The sequence below is a fragment of the Arthrobacter sp. SE2 genome, from assembly GCF_058244265.1.
Window position 1 is genome coordinate 13,014 of sequence record NZ_JBZAYA010000020.1, and the last position, 15,254, is coordinate 28,267.

The following is a 15,254-nucleotide window of genomic DNA, read 5'->3' on the forward strand; positions in this document are numbered from 1 at the left end:
GGGCGTGTCGCTTACTTGGCTGCCGCGTCGGCGCCCTTGGCCAGCTGGGGCAGGAACATGTCCAGTGCCCACGGCAGGCTCAGGGGCGAGGATGCGGAGATCGCGAGGGTGAGGGTGTTGTCGGAGTCGGCGACCAGGGCGCCCTTCTTGACGGCGGGGATCTGGCCCAGAAGGGGGTCCTGCTTGATCTGGTCCGTGGTCTTGGAGTCCGGCACCCAGGTCACGAAGACGTCCGAGGAAAGCTCATTGGCCTTTTCAGCGGACCATGGAACGAAGAATTCCTTGGAACCCTTGCTGGCGTTCTCCACCACGGGAGCGAGCTTCATGCCGATTTCGGACAGGAAACGCGGACGATTGTCGTTGGCTGTGTAGACGTTGACGCCATCGCCCTTCGCAGGCTCGAGGTTGCCGTAGATGAAAGACTTGCCGGCGAGCTGCGGGAAGGCGCCAACCTTGTTTTTGATGGTTGCCTCGGTGTCCGAGACGAGCTTTGCCGCCTCTGAGTGCTTACCCAAGGCCTTGCCGATGATCGAGGTGGCTTCCTGCCATGGCGCGCCGTACGCGAGTTCGGGCTGCGCCACCACCGGGGCAATTTCCGAGAGCTTCTTGTAGTCGGCTTCGGTCAAGCCCGAGTAGGCGGCAAGGATGACGTCCGGGGCCAACTTGGCGATCTCCGTGAAGTTGATGCCGTCCGCCTCAGAGAACTGGGCTGGGGCCTTGGCGGTGCCGAAGCCAGCGCCCAACTTCTCTAGCGCGGCGTCCTTCCAGGGAGTAGACCCCTTGTCGTTGTTGCCCCAAGCGACCTTCGGTACACCGACCGGCACGACGCCGAGGGCCAAGGCAACGTCGTCGTTGACCCACGAGACGGTCACCACGCGCTGCGGTTGCGATTTGATGGTGGTCTCGCCGAAAACGTTCTTGAGAGTGACCGGGAACTGGCCGCTTGAGACCGGGGACGTCGCGGAACTGGCGGTGGTTGAGCCGGTCGAGCAAGCGGTGAGGGACAGTGCGACGGCGGCAAAGGCTGCGGTCGCTGCGCCTGCGGTCTTCAACAGGGCACGGCGTGAGGGGCGGGAAGCCACGAGACTCCTTAGGTAAGTGACGCAAACCTAAGTAAGGTTAGCCTAGCCTTCACGTAATTACGAAACGTTTGCGTCGCGTAATTAATTCACGCCCTGCCGGCCCCCAGCCCTCGCTCACCTATCCGGGCCAAAACCCCAACGCTCGCTCACATCTAGTGAGCGAGCGTCGACAGGAAACGCCCCAAAAGCGAGCGAGCGTCGGGGCTAACGGGCGCTTCAACGCACGGGATCTTTGGACACCGAGGGCGGCGTTTGCAAAGATGACAGAGCCGGTTGATTCAACGAACCGCGTCAGGGCCGCGAAAGCGGCGAAGATCGAGAGGATGAGCATGCGCACTGCACACGTTGGCGCTGCCATGGTTGGCGAGGTGGCCGTGTCGGCCTACTTTGCATCTCCCTCTGCGTCGGCCATCCCGCTCGGCGGCCAGGGAAACTAACCCCACCGCCCCGCGCGAGAAGCACACGAAGGGTTCCTTTGCTGTGCCCCTGATCGCCGGACGCCAGCGCCCTTCCTCTTCGGAGCCCAAACGATCTGAAAGAACTTCGCCGTGCAGAAAATCACCGCTCAACAAATCCGTTCCTCTTTCATCAATGCGAGCCGCTCGGAGGCCGCCAAACTCAACCTCCCGAAGGATTTCGATTCCCTCGACTGGGACAACCTCGAATTCCTTGGCTGGCGCGACGAAAAGATGCCGATGCGGGGCTACCTCGTCCTTCCGAACGATGGTGCCCTCACTGGCATCATGCTGCGCGCGCCCGAGGGAGGCTCCGGTAAGAAGCGTTCGGTTCTTTGCGAGCTGTGCCGCGACGTGTTTTCCAAAGACGATGTCTATCTTTGGGTTGCCAAGCGCGCAGGCCAATCGGGTCGCGACGGCAACACCGTGGGGACGTTGATCTGCGCAGAATTCGGCTGCTGCGCCAACGTCCGCAAGGAGCCCCCAGCGAATGAGATCAATCCGGACCCGGCCGCCGTCGTCGTTCGCCAAATCGCCGGACTGCAGTCACGGTCCGCCCAGTTCCTGGGGCGGGTCCAAGGAAAGTAGCCGCCTCGGCGCCGACGCTCGCTCACTTCTAGTGAGCGAGCGTCCGCCGAAAGTCCCACATAAGTGAGCGAGCGTCCGCCGAAAGTCCCACATAAGTGAGCGGGCGTCGGGGCTAGCGGAGGACGATGTCCACGGGGTTGGCTTCGGAACGCCATTCGCCGGGCATGCCCGGGCCGCCGATGACGGGAGCCGTAAGCACGCCGGAGCGGTTGGTTCGTTTGTCGCGCAGGATTTCCGTGACGGAGCCAAGGTGCCGGGAGAGGTCAATGACGTTTTCGGGCGCGGCCAGCAACAACTGGAAGCCGAACTCGTGCAGGGCCTTGATGCCCGCACCGGCGAACTCCTCCGATGCCAGGACGAACGCTTCGTCCATCATCACCGTTCCGTAGGTCGTGAAACCCTGCTCGGCGATACCCAACTGGTAGCTCAGCGCTGCGGCCATGATGAACGCCGTGAAACGCTGCCGCTCTCCACCTGACATCGAGCCGGTGTCCGCGTGCATGTACACCTCGGTCTTCTTTCCACCCCGCGGGCCTTGGACGGAGCGGTGCTCCTTGCACTGGATGAAGAGATGCCCGCGGACATCCAGCACCTCGGCTCGCCACCGCCGGTCCTCGGGGGTCTGCGAACCGAGCCGTTTGACCAGGGTTTCGAGCGACTTGTAGCGGTTGGTGAGTTCGACGTCGTCGTCCGCCTCGCTCGGGGCACCGCCACCCGAAGCGGCGGCCGCCCGGGATGGCCGCGAGTGACGCGTCTTCAAGGCGTTGTGGATGGCGTCTTTGAACTGCTTTGCCGTGGCGGGCAGCGTCTGCTTGATGTCGAGTTCCAGGAAGCTGCCCTCGTGGAAATTGACCTCGGACAGGATGCCGTTGAGGGGAAGGATGCGGCTCGTGATGGCACGGCGTTCCTCGTCGAGCAAGTGGAGCAGCGTGCTGAATGATTCGTGCGTGCGCTGGTTGAAGAACTGCCGGAATTCGGCTTCCTGCGCGGGCAACCCTTCGCTGACAATCTGGTGGTAACGGGACTCGAATTCCCCCGCGGCGCCAATCGAGGTGCCATGGTCCGCGGAAATGGCGGTGCCCCATTCACGCACGAATCCTTCGAACATACGCGTCAGCCGCTCGGCCAACGCCTGCCCGCGGGACTCGGCGGCGTGCAGTTCCGCCAGGAGCTTGCTCCGGACTTCGGCAGCGAGTGTGTCGAGTTCGTGGAGCTCGCCCACCTCGGCGAATGCACTGAAGTACGGTTCGAGAGCAGTCACGGTAGCGCCGGACGGCGGCGCCTGGTCCAGGCGGCTGCGTGCAGCATCCAGGAGGGCGTCAGCCGTGGTCATCTGGTGGTCGAGCGTCTTGTACTCGCTCTGCAACACCGCCGCCGACCCTGTGGAGGACTGGTGCTTTTCGCGCACGGCCTCGATGTTCGCACGCAAGGGTTCCAAGTCGGCCTGCGCTGCCAAGGCATCCTTGAGCCGCTGTTCGATCTTCGCGAGCTCCTCGGCCGCCACTGCTGCAGAGACCTGTTCCCACCCCCGCTCGTCGTCGGCGATGCGGCGCAACGCTTCGAGCTGGCGCGTCATGCCTTGGTGGGAATCCTCGCGGCTTTGGGCGAGTTCCGCGGCCTTCAGAAGCTCATTTTCGAGCTCGCCGACCTTCGCCGCCACGAGCTCCAGCTTGGAAGCATTGTCGAAACCGAGAACGTAGTCCTGCCGGCTCGTGAAGCGATCGTCCTTCTCGACTGTGTGCCTGTTGCGCTTGACCACTCCGCCCAGGCTCAGGCCCTTGTCGAGCTGGGCGAGCTCGTCCGGGTCTTCCACACACGGGTAGGAGAAATCGAGGGCGATCCGCTCGCGGATCCACTCACCGGCGTCGGCATTCGCCCCCAAAGTGAGGATGTTCAGCTTCGTCAACAGGTCGCCGTCGGACACGTCCTCCACAGCCAAAGCGCCGCCCGCGAGCGGTTTGGAAACATCCACTGCCCGCAGCGCTCCGCGGACGCTGTTGTCGTTCAGGTATCGCGTGACGGCGGCAAAGTGCTCGCCGGGAACCAACAGCGTCGTTGCGAGGTTACGCAAGGCGCGCTCGGCCGCGGGCCGCCACTGTTCCTCCCCCTCGGCGAGGTCGATCAGCTCGCCTCCAAAGGGCATACGGTCCTCCGGAACGCCGGTGGCTGCGGCGATCGCGGCGCGGTTTTCAATGCTCGACGGCGGCAGAAGGGACTTGCGCGTCTTCAGCGAGACGAGCTCCTGCTGGGCTGCGGCGAGTTCACGTTTCTTGGTGGCGTGGCCGTCGAACGCTTCGAAGCGGAGTTCCCTCAGCGCTTCGGAATCGTCTTTGAGTTCAGCGGAGCGGCTCGCGGCCTGCTCGTGGGCCTGCTCCCAACCGTCAGCCGTCCACTCAAGGTTGAGTCCGGCGTCGGCCAATGCTTGCCGGGCCGCTTCCTCCACCTGCTGGCGAAGCTTGAGGCCGACCCGGGCATTTTCGAGCGACTGCTCGATCGCCGAAATCGCGTTCCCGCCCTGGTTGTTGTAGTCCGATTCGAGCTGGCGAAGCTCCTTGGCGAGCGCGTCCCGGACTCCCCGCTCAGCGCTGAGCTCCTTGGCCTTCGACTGGGCAAGGTCCTTGAAACGAGCCAAAGTCTTGGCGTGGACCGTGACCGAGAGCTGCTGCTTGTAGGCGTCGAATTCCTCGCCGCTGAGCTCCCGGAGCCGGTTGGCCTCCAGCAACGACTGGGCATATTCCTTGTTCATCCCGGGCACGGGGGCGAGCTGATCGCGCTGCTGGCGAACGTCCTCAAGCCTCTGCCTGATGGACATGAGGTTGCTGAATTCCTCGACGACGTCGTCCGCAGCAGTGAGCGTCGCGGGCGCGTCGAGCACCTGGTCGCGGAAGAACGTGTTGACGCTGCCGCCGAGCCCCTTGCCGGCCTGGATCACGCGCAAAAGCGGGAGCGCTTGGTCCGAGTTGATGCCGAGAAGCCGCCGGAAACGCTCCGCAAAAGCCTTGTGGACATCGAAGATCTGTGCGTCCGGGAAGATGGTCTCCAGCGCGCCCTTGGTGAAGCGCTTCTCCGCGATACCCTCGATCTCCCCAAGATCCAGAGGCTTGTTGTCAATCACGTAGAACCGGCCGACGCTGGACTCAGTGCCGTTCTTGGGCAGGTCAAAGAGGGCCGAAATAGTGATCTTGGTGCCGGCCGCGTTGTCGAACGTCAGCGCGACGGCGGACCAGGTGGCACCGGGGCGCTGGAAGGCACTCGCCGAGCCCTCGCCCACGGCCTTGTCGCCCACTTTTCCACGCATGTACGTGAACGTGGTCCTCTTGTCCTCCACAGCCCCGCCGGCCCGCTGTGCCGCAGCCTCGTTGGAGCGCGGACGGGCATCGAAGACGCGCAGCATGGCATCGAACAGCGTCGACTTGCCGACGCCCGAATTGCCCGTAAGCAGCGTGCCGTTGCGGTCCACGCGCATCGTGTGGGCGCCATGGAACGTGCCCCAATTGACCACCTGGACCAAGGCGAGGCGCATCTGGCCCGGGTTCGTGAGTTCGCCGATCGGAAGCATCGTCGCTATGGTCATTTGGATGCCTCCTCGTTGGTCTTCGCTGTTGTGGTTACGTCAGTTGTGGTTGCGTTTGCCTCCGCAGCCGATGCCGCCCCCGCCCCTTCGCCGGACGGCACTGCTGCAAGCAGCAGGCCGTCCGGCTCCGACAGGCCCGATGCCACTCCCAGGGCGGCATCGGCTGCTCCGGCGTGTTCCTCACCGCTGCTGTCAGTCACCGGATCGTCATCTTCCTCGGTGCCGGAGTCAGCGTCGTCGTTGGAGTTGGGGCCGTCGTCGTCCGGTTCCGTTAGTTCGATGAGGGGTTCCGTGCCTGATTCGTCGGCTGCTACTGCGATCAGTGCTTCGATTTGGGCCGGGATGTCGCCGATGTTTTCGAAGGGGAGGGCCAGGGGGAGCGCCCTGGAGATCGCGAAGGTGTCGTCGATGCCCGTGGGGAGGAGGAGTTGGCGGGCAAGGAGCTTCGTGACCGTGCGGTTCACGACGTCGGTGTCGCGCAGAGCGTCTTGCTGACCGGATGGCTGGTAGTGCGCCACGAGTTCAGCGATTTCTTCGCGAGTGATCACCGGATCGGTCTGGGCCGTGACGTGGCGGTCGAGGAGGAGCCTCAGACGCAGAAGCACGATGGTTTCCACCCGGCTCAACGCGCGTTGCTGGCGAAGGATGCTTGAGCGGGTGCTGCCTCCGATGGCTTCGGGATCGACGGGTCGGAGCACCGCGATCTTGCGTTCGTGGTCGAGTTGCAGGTTCAGGAAGAGCTCGGAAAGCCGGCTGCGGAGGATCACTTGGTTGTCGAGAAGGGTGGTCCAGAGCTTTTCGTCGCGGCCGCCGTCGACATAGGGGCCCTTGAGCAGCCGTACGAGGGCCTGGCGGACCTTCATAGGCAGGACGCCGGTGTCGCCCGGGAACAGCGCCGCGCCGTCGACGAACGTGTCGCGGGCCGTGACCCGGAACGGATCCGGGTGGACATGTCCGTTCTGCGAAGCCTCGGACTGGACATGCTGCGTTATGTCCACTCCTTGCTCCGGAGAGGGGGCATGCTCGGTGGGGTGGGCGTCAGTCATCGGAATCCTTAGTCAGGGTCACGAACGGCAGGTACGCGGTGCGTGTGCTGCCATCGATTTGTTCGAAGTCGATGTTTTCCCAGGCGGACCGGTCGAACGCCGCACCGCCGTGCAGCGCTTCGGACAGCAGGGCCCGGACAGTGTTGATGTGCCGTTCTTCCTCCGGGAGGTTCGCCCAGGCCCCCGCCAGTGTGGAGGCGCCCGCCATTGCCGAGCGGACGACGTCGGGCCTTGCCTTCGCGGAGCGCAGCGAACGCACGCGGTCCGAATCGCTGAACGCGATGGGGTCGGCAAGCTTTGGAGGCGCCGCGAACTCATCCGGATCGAAGAGCTTGACCATGGCGAGCGATTCAAATCCCGCGTTGAACAACACCGGGCCGCGGACCAGGCCGGGACGGTCGCGTTCGTAGGGCATGGACCGGATAGCCTGTTCGGCTTCGCGCAGGACCTGCCGGAGCCGGACAGACTGGCGGATGTCATCGCTCTGGATGTAGTTGTTCAGGCTTTCGGACAGCCGGCCGTAGATGCGTTGGATCTGGCTGTGCTGGGTACGCAATTCCGCCACCAGGTTCTTAAGGGTTTCCCTGTCCTCCTGGCTGAGGTCGTCTGCGAATTGGCGGCTCAGCACGTCACCGATCGCCGAACGGAAGCGCAACTGTTGCTGCGGGTCCTCGAGGAACGCCGTGAATGAGCGGAACGTGCGCCCTTCGGGACTCTGGCGCAAGCGTTTGTCTGCCTCCAGGACCTGCGCCATGGTGGCACCCTTGCTGAGCGATTCCTCGATGATCTGGTTGCGGAGCTCGCCTACCAATTCCTCGATGCGGTCACGCATCTTCTTGTAGTCGGCAGGCAGGCTCGCCGCAAGGTCCAGGATGTTCCCGGCCGCTTCGACGGCTTCCTCATCGTCCAAAAGACCGTCGAAGTCGCCCGAGCTGATGTCCTCGATCAACTGCTGACGCTCCTGGATCTCCTCTTCAAGGGATTCCAAACGGGCGCTTTGGTCCGGGTTCGTCTCGTTGGCGAGCTTTTCGACGTCGCCGAGCAACGTCCCGAGCCGGGAACCGTTGAGGGTGGAGCGTTCGCTGGACAGGCTGTCCAGGAAAGCCAGGACTCGCGCGGCGGCCTCGGTGATTTCGTAGACGATCTGGCCCGACTGGCTGCGCCGGGTCAGGAACTGCTTGCGGGTCCATTCGTCGGCAAATGCCTTGCCGCTCCCCTGGCCGCCCAGCCCGGGATCCTGCCTGCGGAGCTGCTCCAGGAAAGCGTCGACGTCGGCATGGAACTCTTCGAGCGGAAGCTGCGGCCTTGTCCGGGTGAAGGATGCCTGGAGCACCGCGATGACCCAAGGAGCCGAGCGTGTGAGGGCCCACGCGGGGCCTTTGGTCAGGAGTTCGAGGTCCCTGAGCCGCGCACTGATGGCATCGGCTGAGGACATTGCTGAGCGGGACACTTACTCTCCTTCAGCTGCCGCGGAACCTTCTGGCAGCGGAAATCCCGAAAACTGCCCCGTACAAGGTTAACGCAGGGTGCACCGCAACCCTTCCGTGATCTACCTGCCGGTATGGTTTCGATCGCGTATCAACAGGCCCCGCGCCGGTGTTGTTGCTGGCTGAACCATTGATTCCGCCCCTAGTGTCGACACCAACGACGTCGACGCTCCGACGTCGGCTTTGGCAGCGTTGCGGAGGGGACCCAATGCAGTTCGACTTGACCACTTTAGACAGCAGCACTTATGTCTTCGCGGGAACACTAATCCTTGGCCTGGTTTTGGCAGCCTTCATCGCGGTCGCGGCCACGGCCGCCCTTGCGTTGGTCGGAGCCGGGAGCCTCGCCTGGTACACCTTGAAGAACGTGCTGGGCGGGCTGGTCCACGGCATCAATTTTGCGTGGGACCAGCTTGTCCACCAGGCCGGAAAAGTGGAACTGCCGGTGGAATTCCCGGCGCAAACCGCCCCTAGCACAGGTACCTACCCGCGGGTAGCATTGAGGGACAGCTGAAGGGTCCCCCACCCGAGGCGGATCCTGGGCTCGAACCGGCACAACCGGCAAGAGGAGTCCTCCCATGACCTCCGCCACTGACAACAAAAGCAACGGCGTCACTGCCGCAGAAGCCCGCGCCGTCGCCGAGGCCGCCCGCGACACCGAATGGAACCGTCCGAGTTTCGCCAAGGGACTGTATTTGGGAGACTTCGATCTGGGGCTGATCCATCCCTGGCCCCAGGCAAAGGCCGAAGACGTCGAGCGCGGCGAAGAGTTCATGGCGAAGCTGACGGAGTTCTGCGGCACCATGTCCGGCCGGGCCATCGAACGCGATGCCAAAATCCCGGACGAATACCTCGCAGGACTCACCGAATTAGGCGTTTTCGGCATGAAGATTCCGCGCGAGTACGGCGGCTTGGGCCTGTCGCTGGTCTACTACGGCAGGGCGTTGGCGCTGCTGGGATCAGTCCATCCGAGCCTCGGGGCGTTGCTCTCGGCACACCAGTCGATCGGGGTCCCGGAGCCGGTCAAAGTCTTTGGGACCCCCGAACAAAAGCAAGAGTACTTGCCGCGTTGCGCGGCCGGCGCCATCACAGCCTTCTTGCTGACAGAGCCCGACGTCGGCAGCGACCCTGCACGGATGGGCTGCACCGCAGTGCCAAGCGACGACGGCGAGTCTTACGTTTTGGATGGTGTCAAACTTTGGACCACCAACGGCGTGATTGCCGAGCTGGTAGTGGTCATGGCGGTTGTTCCAGCCCGCACCGCCCCCGACGGCACGGCACTCAAGGGCGGTATCACAGCCTTCGTCGTGGAAATGGACTCCCCCGGCATTACCGTGGAGAACCGCAACGCCTTCATGGGCCTGCGCGGCATCGAGAACGGCGTGACCCGGTTCCACCAAGTCCGCGTACCGGCAGCCAACCGGCTGGGCCGCGAAGGCCAGGGACTCAAGATCGCGCTCACCACGCTCAACACCGGCAGGCTCTCCATCCCCGGCCTATGCGTGGCTGCGGGCAAATGGTCGTTGAAGATCGCCCGCGAATGGTCCAACGCCCGCACCCAATGGGGCCGGCCGGTCGGAAAACATGAGGCCGTCGGCAAGAAGATCGCCTTCATCGCCGCCACCACCTTTGCCCTTGAAGCTGTTTTTGAACTGTCTGCCGAGATGGCCGATGCCGGCCAGAAGGATGTGCGGATCGAGGCGGCGCTGGCCAAGCTTTGGTCCACCGAGCTGAGCTACACGGTGGCTGATGAGTTGGTGCAGATCCGGGGCGGCCGCGGCTTTGAGACCGCGGATTCCTTGGAGGCCCGCGGGGAGCGTGCGGTGGCCGCCGAGCAGCTGCTGAGGGACATGCGCATCAACCGGATCTTCGAAGGATCGTCCGAGATCATGCGCCTGCTCATCGCCCGCGAAGCCGTCGATGCCCACCTTTCGGCCGCGGGCGAGCTCGCCTCCGCGGACGCAACACTGCAAGAGAAAGCGCGTGCCGCCGTCGGCGCCTCTGGTTTCTACGCCAAATGGCTCCCTAAGCTTGTGGCCGGAGCCGGCATGGACCCCCGGTCCTACGGTGAGTTCGGGCGCCTCGCAAAGCAACTGAGGTACGTGGAGCGGGCTTCACGCCGACTCGCCCGCCAGACGTTCTACGGCATGGGCCGCTGGCAGGCGAGGCTCGAATACAAACAAGCGTTCCTCGGCCGGATCGTGGATATCGGGGCCGAGTTGTTTGCCATGGCAGCGTGCTGTTCACGGGCCGAGATGCTGCTGCAGACCGCACCGGAGCAAGGCGCGGCGGCGTACGAGCTCGCCGAGGCCTACTGCGAACAGGCGCGGATTCGCGTGGACGGATACTTCGATCAGTTGTGGCGGAACACCGACGACATCGATCACGAGTTGTCCTCGAACGTGCTCGCGGGCGACTACGCCTGGCTTGAGGCCGGAATCCTGGACCAATCCGAAGGAACGGGTCCATGGATCGCCGACGCCACCCCGGGTGCGTCGTCGAAGGAGAGCCTGCACCGGAAGTACCGCTAGCCGACGTCGCCGTCGAGGTAGTACCAGCGCCTGTCGATCCGCAGGAAGCGGCTGTTTTCGCGCTGGACGCCGCGTTCGCCGTCGGAACGGTAGTGCGCCGCGAACTCGACCGTCCCTTCGGTGTCCAAGGGGCCGCCTCGGTGCGTCGCCAGGATGTCCAGCCGGCGCCATTCAATGTCCGGGTCCAGGTTCAGCGTGGCAGGCCTTGTTTCCGGGTGCCACGTGCGCAGAAGGTAATCGCTGTCAAGGACCACAAAGGCGGAGTAGCGCGAACGCATGAGCTGTTCTGCCGTGGGCGCGTCGGCGTCTCCGCGGTGGAAGCGTCCACAGCAGTCGGTGTACTGCTCTCCGGACAAACAAGGGCAAGCGCCTGGTCGGAGGCGGGCCGGATCGAGTGGCATTGGAGCCCTATCTGGAAGAGAAGGTGAGAGCTAGGCAACAAATTTTGTCACAGCAGATAACAGCTTCGAAACAACCTCGGCGAGCCGGAGTTTGGCGGATGATTCATTAACATTTCGCCCTTAGGCTAGATGACATGCCCGCAGACCTACGGTTGCGGCGTCCACCCCACAACTCTGGCTCGAGGAGGCTACGTGGAGGATCCAACAACACTTGGCCTCAATCTGACTTTTTTTGGAACGCTCGGGTTGGCTTTGCTGATGTTCCTTGGTTTGGCCTTCCTGATGGTTGTCACCTTGGTGCTGGCCGGCGTCGCGAAGCTGGTTTGGATCATCCTGCTCGCGATGGTGGGGATCTTCCCGAAGCGCGATGCCGTGCCCGTGGTGCACTTGCCCGCGTGGCCTCGGCGCGCCCCCTCCCCGCCGTCGGATTCCGAGGAATCGACGACGTCGGAAGACGGCTTGTTGGGCGCGGAGCCATCCGTTGCCCGGAAACTGCGTCCTGGAATCGTTGAGACCACAAGGTTGCTGTGGTCGGCGTCGTGGTCTGCTGTCCGGAACGTCCCCTGGAAGTCGCTGGTAAACCCACGGACGTGGCCCAAGCCTGCCCAGATCAAGGACGGAATCGCGGCCACGGCCACCGCTGTAGCCACAACCCAGGCGAAGGAACATCCCTTTGTGGTTGCGGTAAAGCAGGATCCTCCGGCGCTGAACAGCGAGTGGGCCGCCGCCGTCGCCGAGGCAGACGCCAGGGCGGCAGCACGCGAAGCTGAACGGGCGCAGAAAGCGTCAGGCGATGAAGAAGCGCCAGCCTTTGGCAAGGAAACCGCCGAAGGGAACGTCGCGGAGTCGTCTGGGACTGGCGCGCCGGTCCGCGAACACCGAGGAGAACTCCATGGCGGCAAGCCTGTCTCTTCCGGCCGCGTGACGGCCTCTGCTGGGGCCCGCCCCCGGGCATAGCGTCCGCATTGCCCGGCTGACCCAACTAATCCCCACCGCCACCCTCGCCTCGCAAGCTCGGCCAGGGAACCCTGGCGGCGTGGGCCCACGCAGTTGTCGTTTTGGCGCCCGATAACGACACTTACTGCGAGTCAGTTGGGGCCGCGCCCAAGCTCAGGCGGCCAATTGCCTGAACCCGGCCCCGTGGTAGATGAGGGGCTCGGCGTCGTGGTTGATCTCCACGGACTTCACTTCGAGGACGACGATCGCGTGGTCGCCCGCGGGAGTCTCGGAGACCACTTCGCATTCAAGCAACAGCGCCGCGCCGTCGATCGACACCGCACCGGCGTCGCTCGTTGAGGTCGCAAGGCCCGCGAATCGGTCCTGGGTCCGTGAGGACAGCTGCAGGCACACGGCTTCCTGGCCTTGGGCCAAGATGGAAACACCCAATCGAGGGGCGCGCCGGAGCTTGGGCCACGTCGTGGAGGAATTCTGCACCGCAAACATGACCAGCGGTGGATCGAGCGAGACTCCCACTGTGAAGCTCGATGCCACCAGGGCCTCCGGCGCGAAGCCGACCATGGCACTGAAGACCGCCACGCCTGAGGGAAATTGCGCGAACGCCTGCTTGATCGAGGCGGCTCCATCCACCGTTATCTGGGTCATGGCGGGTTCCTTTCTCTGTAGTTTCGTGCCTGCCTTTCTACTAATTCATTGGATGCCGACAACGGCAATATTTGTGTATTCGCGTGTCGATTGAAGTCAATTCATAATTCGTCATGCCTTGTTTTCGTTACCCCGCAATACGAAAAACGAAGAATTTGTACGTTTTTCGAGTGCCCCGGCCACGGCATGTGTAGCGTCGTGTCAATCCATTGCACAGCCTTGATTCTTCACGGAGGAAGCCGGAGATGAGCCTCAACGAGCTTCGAAACCTGGGACGCACAGGCGCCCTGATCAGCCCCCTCACCTTGGGAACCCTCAACCTCGGGACGGGCTCGGCGCCCACAGGCGCCGAAGAAAGCATCCGCATTATCCATGCGGCCCTGGACGCCGGCATCAACAGTGTCGATACCGCCGACATCTATTCCCAGGGCGAGGCAGAGGCTATTGTCGGCCGGGCCCTCCATGGCCGGCGGGATGACGTTTTCCTTTCCACGAAGTTCCACGGACAAATGGGGCCGAATCCTGCGCATGCGGGGAATTCCCGGCGCTGGATCATGAAAGCGGTGGAAGGCAGCCTGCACCGCTTGCAGACGGACAGGATCGATCTTTACCAGGCGCACCGTCCGGACTACAACACCGACGTACTGGAAACCATCACGGCCCTCAACGACCTCATCCGGCAGGGCAAGATCCTCTACTACGGAACGTCGGTGTTCACGCCGTCGCAGCTTGTGGAGGCACAGTGGATCGCCACCACGAACCACCTCATACCGCCGGTGGTGGATCAGGTGCCCTATTCCTTGCTGGTCCGGGCGAATGAGCGCGACGTCTTCGCGATCACGCAGCAGTACAACCTTGGCGTGCTCAGCTACGGACCGCTCGACGGCGGCTGGCTCTCCGGGAACTACCGCGTGGGAGTCCCCCAGCCCGCAAGCTCCCGCGCGTCGGCCGTTCCCGGGCGCTTCGACGTCTCGGCACCTTTCAACAGGAACAAACTCCTGGCGGCCGACGCCTTGGCCCGCGTCGCCGAACGGCATGGACTCACCCTTATCCAGCTTGCTGTCGGCTTCGCCCTGAATCACCCGGCCGTCAGCAGCGTGGTTATCGGTCCACGCACGGAGGACCATCTGGTCGATTACCTCAAGGCCGCCGATGTTGTCCTCAACAAAGCCGTCCTGGATGCCATTGACGAGATCGTGGCGCCCGGCACCAACTTCCTGGAGCGTGACGCAGGGACCGTTGTCCCGCACCTTGAATATGCGGAACTTCGACGCCGGTAATCGGCTTCGTGGACAACAGCCCAGGCCGCGCGCCGACTATACTCGTTCGCAATCATGACTAGCCTTCCGACTTCCGCCCAAGCATCAAAAACCGGCAATGTGCGCATTGACGCCTGGCTCTGGGCTATCCGCGCTTACAAGACCCGTTCCGCAGCGACGACCGCTTGCAGGGCGGGACACGTGCGAATCAACGGGAACCCGGTCAAGGCCTCGCAGTCCGTGATTATCGGCGACACCATCCGTGTCCGGCAGCCCGGCTTCGAGCGCATCCTTGAGGTCCGCAAGCTCATTGCAAAGAGGGTAGGGGCCGAAGCTGCGTCCCACTGCTTTACCGACCACACTCCGGAGCGCCCCGCCGCGCCCGCCCTCGGGCTGCCGCAGCGCGATCGAGGCGCAGGACGGCCTACCAAAAAGGACCGGCGCGATATGCAGAAGCTCAAGGGACAGTAGCCCGCGGAAAGGCGGGACTGGAAGCTCGCTGCAAGGCCCGGCGTCGGGCAGTTTTGTCCCTCGGCTCTGCAGGAGCGTGAGCGACGCGTAAAGTGACAAGAGACGCCGATTCTGGACGCCGCGCTGCCGAAGGAGAGAACGTGACCATTGACTGGGACGAAAAAAGGGCTTTGCTACAGGAGCCCAACATTGCTGCGGTGACGCAGCTGTGCGACGAACTGATGGCCAAAAGGCCCGGTTCTACCGTGCCTTACATCGATCCGGTGCATGACGAAGATGAGTGCCGGATCGTCACCCTCCAGACCAGCCCGGGGCGGGCTCCCACCTCGGGTTTCGTATCGCACCTCAACGACGACGACGCCGCCCGACGTGCGCAGCTGATCTATGACTCAGCCGACTTGGACGTCCGCTATGTCATGCCGTGGAACTGCTACCCCTGGGTCCGCGACCCCGAACTGCCACCGGCACTGAGCGCACAGGAGAAGACCGACGGTCTTCGCCCGTTCCGCCAGTTCCTCAAGATCAACAAGCGGGTTTCCGCCGTCGTCGCTCACGGCGCGGAGGCCGCCGCTTTCCTGGCACTCTTTGAGAAGACCTACCACTCGCCGCTCCGGCAGCACGGGATCAAGGTCTACAAGGCCAGCGCGCTCGGTGGACGGGCATTTGCCCTGTCCGAGGCGAAGCAGCAGGAACTCCTGGCCAAGAACATCGAAACCTACAGGGACGCGATGCAACGGGCAGGCATCCAGCACCTCTAGGGA

The 15,254-nt window shown here is 63.7% G+C and carries 12 protein-coding genes and 1 pseudogene; 7 read left to right on the top strand and 6 right to left on the bottom strand.

The features are described 5' to 3' along the window. Positions 1–11: 11 nt before the first annotated feature. Positions 12–1,082, bottom strand: a complete 1,071-nt coding sequence (locus AC4CS3_RS20340) for an ABC transporter substrate-binding protein (protein WP_490784954.1) — start codon at positions 1,080–1,082, stop codon at positions 12–14. A gap of 548 nt (positions 1,083–1,630) precedes the next feature. On the opposite strand from AC4CS3_RS20340, the gene AC4CS3_RS20345 reads away from it, so the two are divergent. Continuing rightward, positions 1,631–2,125 carry an FBP domain-containing protein gene (locus AC4CS3_RS20345; RefSeq protein ID WP_490784955.1) on the top strand — a complete coding sequence of 165 codons (495 nt, stop codon included), beginning with the start codon at positions 1,631–1,633 and terminating at the stop codon, positions 2,123–2,125. Between the two features lie 112 nt (positions 2,126–2,237). Here the strand turns inward: AC4CS3_RS20345 and AC4CS3_RS20350 are convergent, their stop codons facing one another. The 3 genes and pseudogenes from AC4CS3_RS20350 to AC4CS3_RS20360 all read right to left on the bottom strand — a co-directional run bounded on the left by AC4CS3_RS20350 (position 2,238) and on the right by AC4CS3_RS20360 (position 8,195). After that, the gene (locus tag AC4CS3_RS20350; RefSeq protein WP_490784956.1) at positions 2,238–5,699 is read right to left on the bottom strand and encodes an ATP-binding protein; all 3,462 of its coding nucleotides are present in this window, start codon (positions 5,697–5,699) and stop codon (positions 2,238–2,240) included. A gap of 206 nt (positions 5,700–5,905) precedes the next feature. Beyond that, positions 5,906–6,697 (bottom strand): annotated as a pseudogene (locus tag AC4CS3_RS20355) (DUF4194 domain-containing protein); the annotation flags it as partial. A gap of 40 nt (positions 6,698–6,737) precedes the next feature. Then, positions 6,738–8,195, bottom strand: coding sequence for a DUF3375 family protein (locus AC4CS3_RS20360; protein ID WP_490784957.1), 1,458 nt, complete (start codon positions 8,193–8,195; stop codon positions 6,738–6,740). Positions 8,196–8,440: 245 nt separating this feature from the next. Between AC4CS3_RS20360 and AC4CS3_RS20365 the strand changes: the two genes are divergently transcribed. Further along, complete coding sequence (locus AC4CS3_RS20365; RefSeq protein WP_490784958.1) at positions 8,441–8,743, top strand: hypothetical protein; 303 nt, start codon at positions 8,441–8,443, stop codon at positions 8,741–8,743. A 64-nt stretch (positions 8,744–8,807) separates the two neighbouring features. Then, positions 8,808–10,760 (top strand): acyl-CoA dehydrogenase family protein, encoded by a 1,953-nt coding sequence (locus AC4CS3_RS20370; RefSeq protein WP_490784959.1) that lies wholly within the window; start codon positions 8,808–8,810, stop codon positions 10,758–10,760. Here AC4CS3_RS20370 and AC4CS3_RS20375 read toward each other — a convergent pair. Continuing rightward, entirely contained in the window at positions 10,757–11,161 is a 405-nt protein-coding gene (locus AC4CS3_RS20375; protein ID WP_490784960.1) for a YchJ family protein, read from the bottom strand. The two genes, AC4CS3_RS20370 and AC4CS3_RS20375, sit on opposite strands and share 4 nt — an antisense overlap. 192 nt (positions 11,162–11,353) lie before the next feature. Between AC4CS3_RS20375 and AC4CS3_RS20380 the strand changes: the two genes are divergently transcribed. Further along, a complete protein-coding gene (locus AC4CS3_RS20380) occupies positions 11,354–12,118 on the top strand; it encodes a hypothetical protein (RefSeq protein ID WP_490784961.1) in 765 nt (254 codons plus the stop codon). Positions 12,119–12,271: 153 nt separating this feature from the next. Here the strand turns inward: AC4CS3_RS20380 and AC4CS3_RS20385 are convergent, their stop codons facing one another. Then, complete coding sequence (locus tag AC4CS3_RS20385) at positions 12,272–12,763, bottom strand: flavin reductase family protein (RefSeq protein WP_490784962.1); 492 nt, start codon at positions 12,761–12,763, stop codon at positions 12,272–12,274. A gap of 245 nt (positions 12,764–13,008) precedes the next feature. On the opposite strand from AC4CS3_RS20385, the gene AC4CS3_RS20390 reads away from it, so the two are divergent. The 3 genes from AC4CS3_RS20390 (at position 13,009) to AC4CS3_RS20400 (ending at position 15,251) form a co-directional block, all read left to right on the top strand. Next, positions 13,009–14,043: an aldo/keto reductase gene (locus tag AC4CS3_RS20390; RefSeq protein WP_490784963.1), complete on the top strand. Its 1,035-nt coding sequence runs from the start codon at positions 13,009–13,011 to the stop codon at positions 14,041–14,043. Positions 14,044–14,097: 54 nt separating this feature from the next. Continuing rightward, positions 14,098–14,493: an RNA-binding S4 domain-containing protein gene (locus AC4CS3_RS20395; protein ID WP_490784964.1), complete on the top strand. Its 396-nt coding sequence runs from the start codon at positions 14,098–14,100 to the stop codon at positions 14,491–14,493. A 140-nt stretch (positions 14,494–14,633) separates the two neighbouring features. Continuing rightward, a complete protein-coding gene (locus AC4CS3_RS20400; RefSeq protein ID WP_059388685.1) occupies positions 14,634–15,251 on the top strand; it encodes a uracil-DNA glycosylase family protein in 618 nt (205 codons plus the stop codon). The last annotated feature ends 3 nt before the right edge of the window (positions 15,252–15,254 follow it).